At 59.1% G+C, this 17,051-nt stretch carries 10 protein-coding genes and 1 pseudogene; 2 read left to right on the top strand and 9 right to left on the bottom strand.

Features of this window, described 5'->3' with window-relative positions; all coding sequences use genetic code 11:
• Positions 1 to 47: 47 nt before the first annotated feature.
• The 9 genes and pseudogenes from ACODR8_RS19275 to ACODR8_RS19235 form a co-directional block, all read right to left on the bottom strand.
• Complete coding sequence (locus tag ACODR8_RS19275) at positions 48 to 1,385, bottom strand: HlyD family type I secretion periplasmic adaptor subunit (RefSeq protein WP_489008753.1); 1,338 nt, start codon at positions 1,383 to 1,385, stop codon at positions 48 to 50.
• A gap of 21 nt (positions 1,386 to 1,406) precedes the next feature.
• The gene (locus tag ACODR8_RS19270) at positions 1,407 to 3,155 is read right to left on the bottom strand and encodes a type I secretion system permease/ATPase (RefSeq protein ID WP_489008752.1); all 1,749 of its coding nucleotides are present in this window, start codon (positions 3,153 to 3,155) and stop codon (positions 1,407 to 1,409) included.
• A 62-nt stretch (positions 3,156 to 3,217) separates the two neighbouring features.
• Entirely contained in the window at positions 3,218 to 3,553 is a 336-nt protein-coding gene (locus ACODR8_RS19265; RefSeq protein ID WP_489008751.1) for an SGNH hydrolase domain-containing protein, read from the bottom strand.
• Positions 3,554 to 3,831: 278 nt separating this feature from the next.
• Entirely contained in the window at positions 3,832 to 4,248 is a 417-nt protein-coding gene (locus ACODR8_RS19260) for a calcium-binding protein (RefSeq protein ID WP_489008750.1), read from the bottom strand.
• Between the two features lie 478 nt (positions 4,249 to 4,726).
• Positions 4,727 to 5,770, bottom strand: a complete 1,044-nt coding sequence (locus tag ACODR8_RS19255) for an acyltransferase family protein (RefSeq protein ID WP_489008749.1) — start codon at positions 5,768 to 5,770, stop codon at positions 4,727 to 4,729.
• Positions 5,767 to 7,263, bottom strand: a complete 1,497-nt coding sequence (locus ACODR8_RS19250; RefSeq protein ID WP_489008748.1) for a lipopolysaccharide biosynthesis protein — start codon at positions 7,261 to 7,263, stop codon at positions 5,767 to 5,769. The genes ACODR8_RS19255 and ACODR8_RS19250 overlap by 4 nt, the downstream gene beginning before the upstream one ends.
• Positions 7,264 to 7,357: 94 nt before the next feature.
• Positions 7,358 to 7,942 carry a sulfotransferase family protein gene (locus ACODR8_RS19245; protein ID WP_489008747.1) on the bottom strand — a complete coding sequence of 195 codons (585 nt, stop codon included), beginning with the start codon at positions 7,940 to 7,942 and terminating at the stop codon, positions 7,358 to 7,360.
• 173 nt (positions 7,943 to 8,115) lie between these two features.
• On the bottom strand, positions 8,116 to 9,255 hold the full coding sequence (locus tag ACODR8_RS19240; RefSeq protein WP_489008746.1) for a glycosyltransferase family 4 protein: 1,140 nt from the start codon (positions 9,253 to 9,255) through the stop codon (positions 8,116 to 8,118).
• A gap of 215 nt (positions 9,256 to 9,470) precedes the next feature.
• Positions 9,471 to 9,692 (bottom strand): annotated as a pseudogene (locus ACODR8_RS19235) (acyltransferase family protein); the annotation flags it as partial.
• Positions 9,693 to 10,162: 470 nt separating this feature from the next.
• Between ACODR8_RS19235 and ACODR8_RS19230 the strand changes: the two are divergent.
• Entirely contained in the window at positions 10,163 to 13,903 is a 3,741-nt protein-coding gene (locus tag ACODR8_RS19230; RefSeq protein WP_489008745.1) for a putative Ig domain-containing protein, read from the top strand.
• Positions 13,904 to 14,182: 279 nt separating this feature from the next.
• Entirely contained in the window at positions 14,183 to 16,624 is a 2,442-nt protein-coding gene (locus ACODR8_RS19225) for a right-handed parallel beta-helix repeat-containing protein (RefSeq protein ID WP_489008744.1), read from the top strand.
• Positions 16,625 to 17,051: the final 427 nt, after the last annotated feature.

Genomic DNA, 17,051 nt, shown 5'->3' with positions numbered 1-17,051 from the left:
ATTTCCTTACCCATGCCGGATATCAACGAACTTAATCTCATCACGCTCTAGCTGTGCCGGAAGGCGCGATAAAGCTGGTCTCTCAACGGCTTGACCAAATAGCTCAGCATCGATCGTTCGCCGGTCTTGATGAAGGTTTCCACGGGCATCCCCGGTTTCAGCTTCAAACCGTCCAGCTTTTTCAGCTCGTCCCTGGTCACCTGAACGCGCGCGACATAATAAGGCATCCCGTTGCGCTCATCGGTGCGGCGGTCACCCGAAACATAGGCCACGGTTCCCGCGATTTCGGGCGTCGTGCGCATGTTGAACGCGGAAAAGCGCAACATGGCCAGCTGCCCTGGGCTGACCTGATCGATATCGGCAATGCTGATGCGCGCGGTCACCTCCATATCATCGCCGTCCGGGATCAGCTCGATCAGCGTTTCGCCCGCAGGCACGATCCCGCCGATGGTGGTGAATTTGATCTTGTCCACCACCCCGTCGGACGGCGCGCGGATGGCATTGCGTTCATCGTCCGTCATCGCGGTGATGTTGTTGCGGCGCAGTTCGATCAGCTGCGCCTGGACGGTGGCCAGATCGGTTCCCGCCTGACCGCTCAGGTCCGACGTGATCGATATGCCCTGCTGGCTTATTTCCGACAGGCGCGCCCGCGCCTGTGCCGCCTGGACCCGCGCATCGGCCACGGCGCTGTGTGCCGCGATGGCGGCCCGTTCCAGCGACCTCAGCTTGTCGAGCGTCGTATAGCGTTTTTCCCACAGCATCCGGGTGGCCGCCAGCTGATCGTCCATCAGCTCCGCCTGCTTTTCCAGCGAGATGACCTGATCCTCAAAACCGGCGATCTGCGTCTGTGTCTGGCGAACCCGCTCCTGGACCTGCTGTTCCTGGCCCCCGCGCGAGGCCCGGCGGAACGAAAAGGCGCGTTGTTCGACGCGCATGATTTCCGCGACCGCAGGATCCTTGGCCCGCGAACGCAGCGATGCCGGGAATATGATGGCCGGCAGTCCGTCCCGCTCCGCAATCAGCCGGGCTTCACGCGCTTCGAGCTGATCGATATTCGCGCCGGTCATGGCCGCTGATGCTGAACTCACCCGATTGTCGAGCGCCATCAGCAACTGCCCCCTCTTGACATGCTGGCCCTCGCGCACGGGCAGATCCTTGATCACGCCGCCGGTGGGATGGCCAATCTGCCGGATGCGGCTTTCGACCGTCACTTCCCCGGACCCGATAACCGCGCTGGCCATCGGCAGAAATGCCGCCAGGCCGCCCAGCACGATGACGAGTATACCCACCAGCAGCATCGCATGGCGCAGGCTGCGCATCAAAGTGACGGCTGGCGTCCTTTCCACGGGACGATCGGGGCGCTGGTCGGTGATCAGATAATACATGCCGAAATCCCTGTCGATCTGCTACGCGGCACCAGCCGACGAAATCACTGCGGGCTTGTCGTCCACGCGGGGCGGGGCGGGCGCGGGCAACTTCATCTTTTCCATCACCTTATCACGCGCGCCGAACAACTGCATCTGGCCGTTCGACATGACCAGAAGATGCGTGACATGGGCCAATATATTGGATCGATGCGCAACGATAATCGCAATCGCATTGCGCGCGCGCGCCGCCTGGATCGCCGCGCCCAGCGCATCTTCGCCATTGGCGTCGAGATTGGAATTGGGTTCATCGAGCGCGATCAGGAAGGGATCACCGTAAAGCGCCCGCGCCAACGCCACGCGCTGCCGCTGCCCGGCGGACAAATTGCCGCCATTGGTGCCAAGGGGATGATTATAGCCCTTGGGCAGCTTCACGATCAGGTCGTGGACATCGGCCGACTTGGCGGCGGCGATGATATCCTCGGAACGGGCCTCCGGGTCGAAACGCCCGATATTCTGCGCGATGGTGCCGTCGAACAGATCGGTCATCTGCGGCATGAAGCCGATATGCGCGCCCAATATGTCCGGGTCCCATTGGTCGATCGAAGCGCCATCCAGCCGGACCGCGCCGCGCAAAGGCTCCCAAATGCCCACAAGGCCGCGCAAAAGGCTGGACTTGCCCGAACCCGACGCGCCGATAATCCCCAGCACGTCGCCTGCCGCCAGTGAGAAAGTGACATCATTGACGGTCACCTTCTTCGCACCGGGCGGCCCAAGCGTCAGCCCTTCCACCGACAGCCGGTTGGACGGCGGCGGAAGTTCCATGGTCGGCATCGGGGCCGGTACTTGCTTGAGCATCGAGTCCAGCCGCTTCCAGGCCTGGACGCAGCCCGTCATCCCCTTCCAGTTGCTGATGACCGCCTCAACCGGCGCCAGTGCGCGGGCGCTCAAAATCGAACCGGCGATGATCACACCGCCCGACGCCAGATTGTCGATCACCAGCGCGGCACCGGCGGCCAGCATCAGGGATTGGAGCAGCATACGGAAGGTCTTGCTCAACCCCTGCATCCGCCCGCCCACATCCGCCAGCCGATCGGTGGACCGGACGAAGGCGGCTGAAGCGTCTTCCCACGACTGCCTGGCCCGTTTGTGCATACCCAGCGCATAAATGACTTCGGCATTGCGCCGACACATTTCGATCAGCATCCCGCGGCTGGAACCGATCTGCGTGGCCTTCATCGTCGCCGATTTTGTCATGCGGTCGGCGGCCAGCATGATGGCGACCAGGACCAAGACGCCGATCGTCGCCAGGACGCCCAGCGTCCAATGGAACATGAACAAGACGGCCAGGTAGAGAAGAACCCAGGGCAGATCGAGAATGGCGAGCGGACCGGACCCCGAAACATAGGATCGGATCGCATCCAGATCGCGCGCGGCCTGCGTCCCTTCGGGCATTTCGCGCCGCCGCAATTCCATTTTGGTGATCACGTCGAACACCCGCGGCGTCACTTCCCGGTCGACCAGCGCGCCGATCTGGATCATCGCCCTGGACCGCAACAGGTCCAATATTCCCTGAAAGCAATAAACAATAGTGATGATGATCAACAGGCCGACAAGCGTCGGGATGCTGCGACTCGGCAACACCTCATCATAGACCAGCAGCATGAAAAACGAGCCGCCGAGCATCAGGATATTCAGCACGGCGCTGATTATGCTGATCTGTCCTATGGCGAAGCGGAAACGACGCAGCGCCGAACCGATTTCCGATTCTGAATCAAATACCTTCAGCATCAATTTGTCCTGCATCAAGCCGAAAGCCGCCCTGTCCGACTTGGCGTCTTAGGAACAGAGTTCTACATATTCTTGCCGGAACGAGAAAGCGTGTTCGTGGGAATCTGCCAGAATTCCCGCGTTACCCATCTGGCTCCGAACATGGTTAGGTGATTGGCATCAAAATATAATGAACGCCCTTCGCGGACGAGCGAACACCAGTTGAGGCTGCATAGCTTGTCAGAGGGGCGAAGCACAGCGATATCCGATGGCACATTGCGGGCAAACCAGGTCGATGTGGCGCGGTCCGCCGCTTCCCATGCCGCGCGGGATATGCGCGGCGTGCCGCCGCTGGCGCATGCAATGCCGATAAGGGAGGCGGAGCGCACCGAAACAACGGTGTCATGGCATCGCAGCATGGCAAACGTGCAGCGCTTTTCGCCACATATGCTTCGCACCAGACAATGTTTCGGCAAGTATCAAGATTGGAGCACTGGCCCCCGATCAAACGCCATTTCCCCCGGACTGGCTTGACCAGACAAACCAACATGGCAATGGCCGCCAAAGAAAATCGCCGCTGACCCTGGTCGGATTATATCCCCCAGCGTCAGCGGCAATTCACTGATCACATGATCAAGCTTGGCAAATCGGCTGGCGCAGCGTGTTTCATCCACACCTGCCGAGTCGCGAACCTAAATCAGGCAAGAACGTCAGCCAGAGTGTAGGTCTTGTACGCGCCGTTTTCCCAGAACTTCAGAGCTTCGATGTTCTTGAGGATATCACGGCCGTCACGACCACCGACATTGTCGATGACAATGACTTCACCACGATCGTTCAGATAGATGGTATAGTCGCTCAGCGCGCCGCGATATTGGGCGGTGTCATAGTCCCCACCACCATTGAGGTCGTCGTTGCCGTCGCCACCGAACAGCAGGTCGTCGCCGTCGTTGCCCGTGATGCCGTCGTTGCCAGCGCCGCCGGAGATGGAGTCATCCCCCAGCCCACCACGAATCCGATCATTGCCGTCGCCACCTGAAATCTGGTCCGCCGCGTCAGTGCCGGTCAGATCGTCTGCGGTGTTGCCGTTACCCGGCGTACCTTTAATGACTGCCATAAGACATCTCCTGTTGGTTTATGTTGCTCAACTGCTGCGCCCGCGAATTTATTTCACTGCTTCAAGCGGTTATAGCCAGAGACGTTTGCTGCCTCATTGTCCGCGAGGCGTTAGTAACTTGGTAACTATATCGCGTCAATGCTTCGCCATTACGCTGTTGCGAGATTGCGTCTATTTGAGACAGTAAGCAGAAGCGCCAATAGTTTTCTCGACGAGGATCTACCCCTCTCCGACATCCTGCCTATCGACTCGGCAGCAACAGCCCGGTTACTGGACGATGATGTGAGAAACGGCCTTATAGGCGGGATATCGGGCAATGCGGAAGCCGCGTCCTACCCGGCTTTACCCATAGCAGGCGACGCCTTGACTGTAACAATTCTGTCTTTTTGGCATTGTCAAGCCATTTTATGACTTTTCGCATCTGCAAAATTTACATGAAAAAAAAATTTACGTCGTTCTGCAGTCCATCTTTTACGCACTATGCAGCCGGTGCCGATCGCGATGCGCCCTTGCCGAGTCCGGTAATTGCCAGCAGGTTGAGGCGAGCGGCGATGGCATAGCCGATCAGCGAAAAGACAAGGCCGGACGCCGACACAATCAGGATACGCAGGTCCAGATTCAAATCCGGCGCGATTCGATTGAGCACGACGCGCGATGCCGTCATCGGCAGGATATGCAGGACATAGATCGGCATCGACCGTTGGCCGATCCACCCCAGCAGCCGGCCCACACCATGGCCCGCAATGCCTCTGGCCAGCGCCAGCAGCACGATGATCCCGGCAAAGCCCCCGGGAACCAGCCAGCCGGAATAGAGATCGATTCCCTTTTCAAGGCCCAGCCAGATCGTGACACCAAGCACGATCAGTGCGAACGGCCACCCCTTGCCTGTCATCTGCGACCGGTTGGTGGACAATATGACGCCGGCGATGAAAAATATCCCGAAATGGCAGTAGCGCGCGAAATTTTCCCGCATTGGAAAGACATCGACAAGGCCGGCGGCCACAACAGCGGCCAGCAGCCAGAAGGAGAGGTTTCTGGTTACCGCCATACACAGGAAGAACAGAAACAATGCCCCCAGAAACCAGAAATGCATGGCGGGGAAAATCAGGATACGCCACAGCCCGTCCATGGGGACAGTCTTGTTCACATAGGACGCCATGACGTTGTTGATCAGGATATAGATAAGCGACCACAGCACGGCCGGCCACCAGGTCGTCGCCAGCTTGTCCCGCAGATAGGCGGTCCTGCCTTTTTTCAACGCGCGCGGCACCCAATAGCCTGACGCTACGAAGAAAAAGGCCATGTGGAATATATAGACGCCATAGTCGAGCAGCGGCCAGAGCGATCCCGTGCCTGCCGTTCCGGCATTGAGAAAACCGCGATAGGCATGGAAGATCACGACGAGCAGGATCGCTATGCCCCGCCCCACGTCCAGATGGGCGAGTCGTGGCCGCTCCGGCGCGCTCCGGGTGGGGTTTGCTTCCCCTTGTGCCGCAGATGCCTCAATCGCTGGGCCGCTCATTTGCCCGACTCCATATTACCGCTCTTTTTCCGACCGCCCCCCATAAGGTCCGCCAGATGGCCGCGCATCCACAACAGGAAAATCAGCGTGGTGGCAATGATAAGGTACAGCATCTTCGCGCCTTCCCATGTCCAGTCGAACGCCATGTCGGTTCGAAACGACATGGCCAGCGCCGGCAGGAACACGATCATAAGGCCGCACAGGGACGATGACAGGGTGAGTTCATTATCCTCATAGCGGCGCACGACCGCCCGCCCGGCCATAAGCCCGACGATGGAAACCAGCGCTACGGCCCAGGCAACGCCCTGTACGCCCCACTGACCGCCCGCAAAATAGGCCGCGGCCAGGGAAGATGCGGACGTTGTGAGGGTCACGACCGAAACGGCCACGGTCCGCTTGAGGAATAACAGCTGGCGTTGCTGAAACTGCGACTGGATCTGGACATAGGACGCCAGCAATAACGGCCCCAAGATCGGCAATGTTGCTGCATAGCCCGGCGGCAGGACAAGGTGGATGATGTCGGGCAGGAACAGGATGGCACCGATATAGACGGGTGTAACCACACCCAGCAGCATCTGGCGGATCATGTACAGCCGCGCTTTGACATCGGCGCCCTGGCTGGTTCTGAGCCGCATATATTGCGGATTGAGCCACATTTCGATCGAATCGGTGAGCATGGTCAGCATCGCGACCATCGAACTCCCCAGAAAGAACATGCCGACATCGGCAACCGACATGACGCTCGCAACGATCAACCGCTGCGCGGGGATGCGCCCCCACTCCGCCAGTTCGCGCGGCAGAAGCGGCAGGCCATAGCTATAGAGCGCCGTGATCTCCGATCGCCTCGATCGACCCGACGCAGGCAACTGGTTGCGAAACAGGTAGGAACGGATTGCCGCGCCAAAAACCGCCGACCCGACCGTCGCCAGCAAAGCACCCTGCAAACCCCAGCGAAACTGGAACACGAACAGGAACGACAACAGGATCAGCGCCGCCATCTGCACCAGGCGATAGGTCGCGAACATGCCCGGCTTATCGAGCGTGCGCGCTACGCTGTCGAAAATCTTGCTGCTGCGCATGACATAGGCATAGACCAGCATCAGCGGCAGATAGGGCCAGGTAGGCAGATGATTGCCGACCAGATGGTCCCACATCGACAGGCAGATCAGGCCCGCCACGATGACCAGCACGAACCCGATCAGCCGCGTCAGCCGGATGACCCGCGAGAAAAAGGCCTTCCCGGCATCCCCGTCCTGCTTGAAATCAAAATATTGGCGGACGATCGCCTGGGTCACACCCAGATTGGTCACAACGTCGATCAACGCCGCGATCGTAACCAAAATGGCGTAGGAACCAAGTTCACCGGGTGTTAGCCGATAGGCGTAGAGCAACGTCAGGACGCCGCTCGCGCCGCGCGTTACCACGTTGACGAAGCCATATGTCAATATGGACGCCAACCAATATGGCATCTGCCGTCGCCGCGCTGTCGTCATCGGACTACTCCTGCTACCCCTATACCGCCCGCGAAGGCCGGTTCATCCGATCGATTGACGTCCAGCTAAGCGGGCTGGCCCTGATCCTGTCGCCTCATGCGGCCTCATTCACATTGGCTTTGCCCCACCAGGCAAGCTTGCCCCCCAGCCGATCGCTCAATCTCTGCGGCGCCTTGGGATCTTCAATGTCATATTCGAACAAATTGGGGGCCGACCCCAACAGCCGACGACAGGCGTCATAATGGCCCTCGATCCAGGTCAGCAATTCGCTGTCCCTGGCGCCAAAGCCCTTGGGCAGGCCGGGAATGTCGGATGCGACGAAGCGCTTGCGCATGTCCGGCCAGCGATTCATGCTCGATACGACCTTGACCGGGTCGCGATAGTTCAGTGCCAGCAGGCAACCGGAATGATAGCGCCGGATCGCCGCGATGATCTGGAAATTCAGGTTGCGCCAGTAATTCAGCTTGTGCCGCGGCAGGCCCACGTCGGCCTGGGTGATGCAATCAATGTTCGCAAAGTCACGCAAGGGATCTTCGCTGGCCATATAGACATCATAGATCATCTTGCCCAAGAACTTCTCGCCCTGCCGCCAATGCAGCGTAGACATACCACTGGCTTCCAGCGCCTTGTTCAGCGTAGTCGTGCCCGACTTGGGAGAGGCAGTGACGAACAGTTTCATAAAGCCGCTTCTGATTTCCTAGTGCTGCAATGTCGTACAGGCCTATGCAGCATCCCCCACCGCTTTGCTATACGCACGCAGTGGTGCCATGCAATCGCCATTCATCCCTTGGCGGCAAATTTGACCTGCCGGAAGGCCGCATCGGATGAAGTGGAAGATGAGGCGACATGGAGTCACCGCGCCCGCAGCAACGCATTGTAGGACCGCATCATCGCGGCGAAGGTAAACAGGGCGGCGCGCTCCGCAATGACGGCGTCCAGAGCATCGCTACTCCCGTCATTCGCCATCGCGCGCGCCCAGGCGGCCGGATCGTCGAGCGGGAGGACCTGCCCGGCAGCTCGGCCATCGTCCCCGACGACGGTTTCCACCTGTTCTGCGATGTCGCTGACCAGGCAAGGCAAGCCGGCATGTAGCGCTTCCAGCAAAGCATTGCTTTGCCCTTCAAACCGCGATGGCTGGGCGAAAATATCGATCGCCGCCAGCAGATGCGGCACTTTTTCGCGCGGAACGTCGCCCAGCAGGTGCAAGCGATCCAGAACCCCCGCGCTGTCCGCCAATGCGACCACCCGCTCGCGCAGGCTGCCGCTGCCCGCCAGCACCAGATGGACATGGGCAGGGCATTGGGCGAGCGCCTCAACCAGCAGTTCGGGATTTTTCTGCTCCTCCAGCCGGCCAAGCGCGCCGACCAGTCGGCCATGCGCGGGCAAGCCGAACAGCGCGCGCGCCGCGCCCTTGTCCATGGTGCTGCGCGGCCAGTCCTTCAGCCCGTTATGGATGACGACGGCCCGCTTGCGCAGCCATCGGGGGTAGGCCGCGCATCCCGCCAGCATCGCGCGGGACACGCCCACGACATCGGTATAGCTGCCCATCCATGCGGACAGGCGGTCGGCCGCGCGCATGACCGGCGAATAGGTGGCGCGCGGCACGCGGAAGGACATGATGCGGCGGCGGATTCCGGCCAGCCGCGCGACATTCGCGCCGATCACCGATGCCAGCGGCAGGAACATGATGATGACGTCCGGCCGGTTCGCGCGCAGACATCGCCACAGCCGCACGATGATCCGCAGCATGTCGGCGGGAGTGCGCGGAACGTGGCTCAGCAGCAATTTCGCCGGGTAGTCCGCGCCGTTCATGGCCTCGCGGTGATACAGGAATACGGCCTGCACGTCATGGCCGCTCGCCTCCAGCCCGGCAGCCAGGCGAAGCGCCGCGATCGGCGCGCCCGACGCATGGGTCATGGTCGTCAGGACCATGACCTTCTTGCCCTTCGCAGGCTGGTCGTCCCGCCCGGAGCGCAACGGGGCGCTGGTCATCGGAACCAAAATTGCGAGGTGACCTGAGAGACGATCAGGCGCGATGCCTGGGTCGTCAGACCGCCTTCAAACAAGAGGGGAATATGCTGACCTGCCCATACACTGTCATCGGGCCAGGCCTGCGCCAGCATCTTGGGCAGGGGCTGTCGATATTCGACGCTGGGGCCGACCACCGTGACGGGTACACCCGACCCGATCCGCGCGATAGTTTCGCCGATGCGCCGGATGTGGCGTTCGTAAAAGCGCGCGATGCTGTATCGACCATTGGACAGGTCGTCATAAATGATCTTCGTGATCAGATAACCGGAGATCACGAAAAACACGTCGACACCCACGAAGCCGCCGGGGAACAGGCTGATCGCACCCAAATGAAAGAATAGCACGGGCAGAATTGCCAGCGAACGCAGCCCGTCAATATCCTGGCGATACTTGATCATAGCCCCCACCGTCCCGCTGGTTCCGCGTGCGCGCCTTGATCCGGCCCGGCTCCGCGCGCCGTCATCACCCTTTGCCATAAGATGTCGCGGCGCACCATGGCAACTGCGCGGATATGCGTGCCGAGCGCGAACAAGCAGGACAAAGTATTGTCCACCCCTGCCAAAGTGCCGTAGCGAACGCAATTTTCATACAAAAACTCAGGAAAATCCAAACAGATAATATCTGTTGGCCGATGTCGCGGAAGCGAAAGCGCGGCCGATCCGTATCAATACAGGACAGTATAATGATGTTTTTGCGACGAACAGATTTTGCTGCACTTGCGCTGTTCTTAACCTTTCATTAGCCTTTTTTGGCAAGAGGAATGTCGCCGCTTTCCAGAGGTCTGGAAAGGACATCCTGTGCAAGAAAATAAAGCGATTAGAGGCATTTGCGCCTCATTCGGTTTAAAATCCAGGTGGGATAGACAGGCATGACGACAGACGGGCAATTTGAATTCGATATTGTCCCGCCCGACTATGTCGCTGAACAGGATGGCGAATCCAGCACCGACACAGGCATGGGGGAACCGGAAGGCGATTCGCCGCCGCCCCCTGCCGATAACAGCCCACCTCTCGTCAACGGCACGATAAACGATCAGCTGACGGGTCAGAATACGCTCTATTCTCTTGTCGTACCCGCCACTTTCTTCATCGATCCCGATGGCGACCCGCTGACCTACAGCGCCACCCTGTCCGACGGGTCAGCCCTGCCCGACTGGCTGACCTTTTCGTCGGACACGATGACGTTCAGCGGTCGCGGTCCGACTGACGGCCACCATGACTACAGGATATTTCTGAACGCCAGCGATCAGTCGAGCAGCGCGACGCTCGCCTTCAACCTGACGGTGTCCGAACGCCCCTCCATCATTGGAACCCTGCCCAACCTGGTGGTCGAGGAGGATAGTTTCTTTTCGGTGACGATCCCGGCAGCGGGCCTGTTTTCCGATCCTGACAGCATATTGACTTTCGGCGGCAGCGTGGGGGCTGACGTCAACAGCTGGTTGAGCTTCGATCCCGAAACGCTGACCTTTTCGGGTCAGATGCCGCAGGATTTTTCCAACTGGTTCAACCTGACCGTCTTTGCCACCGACGGCCCCAACAGAGCCCAGATCATTTTCCGCGTCGACGTCAACGACACGCCCGACGCGCCGTTGGACCTTAGCCTGCACACGACGTGGGTGAATGAATTTTCGGAGATCGGCACGCCGGTGGGCGAACTGTTCGTCGACGATCCTGACAAGGGCGACACCCATGTCTATTCCCTGGTCGACGATGCAGGCGGAGCCTTCGCCATCGTCGGCGACCAGCTGGTCGTGAACAACGCGCTGGACGTTCGTGCCGGTACGCAACGCACCGTAGTGGTCAAGGTCGAGGATTCGACCGGCTTCACCTTTCAAAAATCCATCGACATCACGATCAAGGCCGCGCAGGACACGATCATCTTCAGCGAAGCGCCACCCGCCACCACCATATTGTGGGTGGCGACGACCGGCGACGACGCAGCCGGAACCGGCAGCGCCGAATCACCCTTCGCCACCATCCAGCACGCGATCGACAATGCAGGTCCCGGCACCGACATCATGGTGCGCGCCGGAACCTATAATGAAGCGCTGGACCTGACCGTCGATGGCAGCACCGACGCCCCCATCCGGCTGATTTCCGCCGATGGCCAGGGCGCGGCGGTCATAGCGCCGCCCGCTGTCGCCGAAATCAGCGCCATTTCGGGCCGGGGTGCCGGCAATTGGGTCATTGACGGCTTTACGGTTCAGGGATCGGACACGATCGGCACCTATGGCGTGAATCTCGTCAGCCGTAATTTCGGTGCCAACGCCGCGTACCAGGATGGTTATGCAGGCGACAAGGTCGAGAACATCCTGCTCATCAACAATGTTTTCACCGATTGGGGCATCGACGCGATCCACGTAGCCCAAAGCTTTGGCGTCCAGATCATCAACAACAGCATCATCGGCGCGCATGAACAGGGCATCGATTTTGTCGGCACGTCAAAGCTGCTGATCCAGGGCAATGTCATCGACGAAATCACGGCCAAGGAAGAATGGGACGAGCTGGACAATCGCGATTACACCGGCGATTCAGCGATCACGGTGAAGGGCGGCTCCACGTTCGTCGAAATCCGCAACAATGTGATCGGTTCGACCGATGGCACTGCGATCAAGATTGGCAGCCCTACCGGCATCGCCTATCTGCCGATCGAAGTCGGCGCGGACGGGGACGGCGCGCATTTCGTCGATTATGAAGTGAAACATGCCGTGGTAAGCGGCAATACCGCCATCGATTATCCCACCTCGCTGCTGTTGCAAGGCGCGCAAGACGTGTTGGTCACCGGCAATCTGTTCAACACCGTCAGTATTTCCAATGTCGCGCGGGCGGCCGGGACCAGCCTCTACGGCGTTGCGGAACAATATATCCCGCGGGGATTGACCGGCCTTTCCAACGAAATCAGCTTCGCCGACAATATCTTCAAGGGCAAGGCGCTCTTCACCAATGCGCCTGGCGCCACGACCCATGACCTGGGTGGCAATGCCGCCTTCGATCCGCTGGCCACCTATGACCCGGAACAATATGGCTTTGTCGGCGGTGTCGATGGCGGCATCGCCGTGGCGCGCGACCAGATCATCGGCAAGTCGGGCAGCGATATTCTTTATGGCGACCGGTCGGGCCATGCGACGGCGGATTATATCAGCGGCCAGCAGGGCGCCGACATCATGCATGGCGGGCTGGGCGACGACATCTATATGTTCGACGACCGGAACGATCAGGCAATCGAAGCGACCGGCGGCGGCCATGACGTGGTCATCCTGACCCGCAATGCGTCCGTGTACAAGATCGGCTCCAGTTCGATCGAGGATGTCTATTCGCTGCGCGATCAGGACACCTCGATCAGCGGCAGCCCTGGCAACAACCGACTCTACGGCAATAGCGGCAATGACATATTGCGTGGCGGGTCCGGCGATGACGACCTGTTCGGGGGGGCCGGCAATGATGATCTGAACAGCGGCTCGGACCATGACCGCCTCTTCGGGGGCGTGGGCGACGATCACCTCGCCGGAGAAGGGGGCGAAGATATACTGGATGGCGGCTCGGGCTTCGACGTCATGCGCGGCGGCGACGGCAAGGATATTTTGATCAGCTATGACGCCGACGACTTGATAAATGGCGGTAACAATATCGACACCGTCTATTTGGACCGATCGACCGCCACCGCCGACATTTTTGTCGACATCAGCTACACAAGTTCATTCACCGTCAATAACAGCCCCATGCTGCAACTGTTCGACGGCACCCGTATCGTCAATGTCGAAGTGTTGCAGATTGCGAGCGGCAGCGGGTCGGACATGCTGCGCGGTGGTGCCTATGCAGACCAGATTTCGGGCGGCGACGGCAATGATGTGATCGAAGGCATGGATGGCGATGATCTGATCTTTGGCGGCAATGGCGACGACGTCATTTTGGGCGGCAATGGCATCGACAAGATCGACGGCAGTCGCGGGTTCGACTGGATTGATGCGGGCGCGGGCGATGACACCGTGACCAGCAGCGATCCTGACCTGATGCTGATCGGCGGCACGGGCAAGGACACGCTTGTGCTCAATCGTTCGCAGTTCAGCGACGCGCAGAGTGTCAATCTTTCGCTTCAGGAACAGGCGGGGGTGATCGTCACGCTGGCCGACGGCACGCAGATTAGCGGCTTTGAAACCATCAACTATTCGGCGGGATCGGGCGACGACATCATCACATTGGGTTCCGGCTCCGACCGGCTGACCGGTGGGAAAGGTCGTGATATATTGACCGGCGGCAACGGCAATGACGTCATATCCGGCGGTGCCGACGATGATATCATCTATGGCGGCGGCGGACGGGACAAGATTTCGGGCGATGGCGGAGCAGACACGTTTTATGGCGGAACGAACGAGGACACGTTCCAGTTCATGGTCGGTCATGTTCAAGGTGACATAATCGCCGATTTCGAAGGGGCCGGACTGGCCACTGGCGACAGGCTGGAATTTGCAGGCTACGGCCCTGGTGCGACACTGACCTATAATAATGTCAGTCACCTGTGGACCATCGCAACGGCGGACAACAGCATCCAGAACAGTTTTCAGATCCTGAACGTCACTGCGCTGAGCAGCGCCGACTATATCATTTTATGATGGTGTGATGGTGCGGGACTGTGGGCGCGCGGTGCGCGTCCATGCGAGTGCAACTATCCCATGACCATCATGGCCGACAATGCGCCACTCAATCGAACAGTACAATATCCATGGCAATTGCCATGGATATACTGTAAATACTCAGACGCTATCCGCCATCAGAAGCAATAACGGATGGCCGCAAAACATTTTTATAGCTAATGCGTAGTTAACTCTACCATATTACACGACGTTCAGTCGTTCTCCCTTATCTGTTCCTGACAGCGGGAGAATTTTTTCATGACTGAAGATCTCTGGGGCGACGTCACGCCTGCGAAAATATTGTGGGTCGATGGGGACGCAAGCTACAGGGGAAAGCCGAACGGATCGGCTGAAAAGCCGTTCACGACGATTCAGGCAGCTGTCAACGCTGCAACGCCTGGCACCGCCATCATGGTCAAGGCCGGCGACTATATTGAAAATGTCTTGATTCCGCGCAATGTCAGCGGAACCGACAGCGCGCCCATCTGGCTGATTTCGGCAGACGGCCCACAAGCCGCCCACATCACGGCCAAAAGCGACACGCTGGCGACGATCGGCGGCGGGGGCACCGAAAATTTCGTCGTCGACGGTTTTCACATCACAGGCGGCAATAACGGCATCCAGTTCAGCCAGAACGGGAATGACTATACCGACACCATCAAGAATATCGTTATCAAGAATAACGTGATCGATAATGTGGTGCAGGATGGCGTAAAGGCGAATGGCGGCTCGAACGTCGTCGTCATCAACAATGTCATAACGGGCGGCATCGACGAAAGCATCGACTTCATGTCGATCATCCATGGCGTCATTTCCCATAATGACGTCAGCGGCAACACGGGTACCAGCGCGGCGATCTTCGCCAAGGGCGGCTCATCCGACATTCTGATTTCCAACAATTATGTCCATGGCATAACGGCGGACGGCATATCGGTTGGCGGCTGGACATCCTATAATTACAAGATGCCTGACGGTTACGAAGCATTCCAGGCATCGGATGTCACCGTGGTCGGCAACCGTGTAGAAGATGTCGGCAAACGCCCCCTCGCCTTTCGTGGCGCGGTGGATTCGGTTGCGACGGGCAATTATCTCGAAGCAGCCCAAGGCTATTACACCGCCGTTTTGGTAGGCAATTCGGCTGCCACCCAATATGGCACCTTCACCAGCCACAACATCAGCGTGACGGACAATTTCATCACGCGCGATACGAAAACGCTGTTCATAGAAGCTGGCAGCGACACCGTGACCTTCTCTGAAAATGCCGTCGTGACGATCACCGCCGCGACGACCGGCATTTTGGGCAGCTTGCAGGACGTTCTCGACAAATTGGCTGGCGAGACGACGCCGCCAGCGCCCAGCGTCCCCGAAACACCAAGCATGCCTGAAACACCGAGCGTGCCCGAAACGCCTAGCGTACCAGAAAAGCCATCCGTTCCCCAGGTGCCGAACGTGCCTGAACCAGCGCCCTCGAAACCCGCCGAATCGGGGCCGAAATGGTTAGAGGGCGGCGAAACCGGCCGCGTCGCCGTCAACCAGGGCACGGACGGCAACGACCTGTTGATTTTCAAAAGCGGAACGCTTGCCGGCGGACTAGGTGACGACAAATATATCGTCAGTAATATCGAAGCGGCCAAGGTCGTGGAAAAGGCAGGCGGCGGCATCGACACCATCGTTGCGACATCGCGCTATATGGTGATGCCCGACCATAGCGACAATCTGGAAATAACCAAGACAGAAGGTGCCGTGGGCATCGGCAATGATGGCGACAATATCCTCCGGGGCAATGTCGGCGCCGACTTGCTGATCGGCGGCGGTGGCAATAATCTGCTGACCGGCGGCGCGGGCAATGACCTATTCCTGGTTGGCAAGACGGACGCAGTAACCCGCATCACCGACTTCAGCGCGGGCGACGTGGTTCACTTCGCGGGGGACGAATTCGCCAGCTTTAGTGCGCTGAAAATGGCAATGCAGCAGGTCGGCCAGGACACGGTGGTCACCTTGTCGGGCGGTCGGCAGATCATCCTCGACAACAAGGACATGAACAGCCTGATGTCCGCCGATTTCGACATGCAGGATGCCGGCATCGCGTTGAAGGGCGCCACCACTTACGATAAAGTAAACCTTAACAAGCAGCTAAACAGTTTCGTCGGGACTGATGCCAACGACAAGATGTCGGGCAATGGCACCTCTATCATGCGCGGCGGGAAGGGCGACGATAATTATGCCATCAACAAGGACGGCGATTATATCATCGAACATGCCGATCAGGGCACTGATACCGTCTTGCTCTACCAGACGAGCTACATCATCGACACCAACGTCGAGAACGTCATAATCGACACGGACAGCGCCACGACCGTCATCGGCAACAGCCTTGCCAACCGGATCGTCGGCAAAGGCGGCAATGATGTCATCGCAGGCGGCGGTGGCGACGACCTGCTCTATGGCAGAGGTGGCGCGGACACATTCGCGTTCCAGTCGCTGGGCCATGGCCGCGACACGATCGGTGACTTCGAGTTCCAAAAGGACCATATCGACGTCAGCGACATTCGGCAGGATAATCCTGCTGTGACCTTCTCCAGCCATCTTGGCCCCGACGGCCTGAACATCATCGCGACGCTGGGCGGTCAATCCTACACATTCGCCACCTTGGCCGGTGTCAAGAAAGCCTATGCGCTGGACGAAATACTGGTGGGTTGATCCGTAGCAGCAACGCCTGTGATCAGAGTCTGAACGGCGTTCAGCGCTGGATATGCAGATCGCCTATGAATAAGCCCGCATGATTGCGGGCTTATTCATAGGCTCTGCTCTTGCATATGCTGGACGGTGAGAGCGATGGTCGCGGGCGGCGACACGGCGCCTTTTGTTGCGCTTGCCGGACATGAGTTCCAGCATATCGTATTGGAGCCTTTTGGCAGCATCGGCATCTCATGGGTCGGCCCCTGCGCTTGCTGTGGCGCTTTTGGGGCATCGTCTTGATTGCGTTGGAACGCAAAAAACCCGCCTTCAGGGCGGGTTCGAAGCGGTCTGCGACCTTTGGTGATCTGATCTTGCGACAATCGCAAGTTTTGTTGGTTGCGGGAGTAGGATTTGAACCTACGACCTTCAGGTTATGAGCCTGACGAGC

The organism is Sphingobium sp. FG58, assembly GCF_057809055.1.
Note: the sequence above shows the minus strand (reverse complement) of the source record. Positions and strands in the feature narration are given on the sequence as shown.

Bases quoted from the DNA above. Each gene is read 5' to 3' on its own strand.
- ACODR8_RS19275 (WP_489008753.1), bottom strand. From the start codon at position 1,385: ATGTATTATCTGATCACCGACCAGCGCCCCGATCGTCCCGTGGAAAGG.
- ACODR8_RS19270 (WP_489008752.1), bottom strand. From the start codon at position 3,155: ATGCTGAAGGTATTTGATTCAGAATCGGAAATCGGTTCGGCGCTGCGT.
- ACODR8_RS19265 (WP_489008751.1), bottom strand. From the start codon at position 3,553: ATGCTGCGATGCCATGACACCGTTGTTTCGGTGCGCTCCGCCTCCCTT.
- ACODR8_RS19260 (WP_489008750.1), bottom strand. From the start codon at position 4,248: ATGGCAGTCATTAAAGGTACGCCGGGTAACGGCAACACCGCAGACGAT.
- ACODR8_RS19255 (WP_489008749.1), bottom strand. From the start codon at position 5,770: ATGAGCGGCCCAGCGATTGAGGCATCTGCGGCACAAGGGGAAGCAAAC.
- ACODR8_RS19250 (WP_489008748.1), bottom strand. From the start codon at position 7,263: ATGACGACAGCGCGGCGACGGCAGATGCCATATTGGTTGGCGTCCATA.
- ACODR8_RS19245 (WP_489008747.1), bottom strand. From the start codon at position 7,942: ATGAAACTGTTCGTCACTGCCTCTCCCAAGTCGGGCACGACTACGCTG.
- ACODR8_RS19240 (WP_489008746.1), bottom strand. From the start codon at position 9,255: ATGACCAGCGCCCCGTTGCGCTCCGGGCGGGACGACCAGCCTGCGAAG.
- ACODR8_RS19230 (WP_489008745.1), top strand. From the start codon at position 10,163: ATGACGACAGACGGGCAATTTGAATTCGATATTGTCCCGCCCGACTAT.
- ACODR8_RS19225 (WP_489008744.1), top strand. From the start codon at position 14,183: ATGACTGAAGATCTCTGGGGCGACGTCACGCCTGCGAAAATATTGTGG.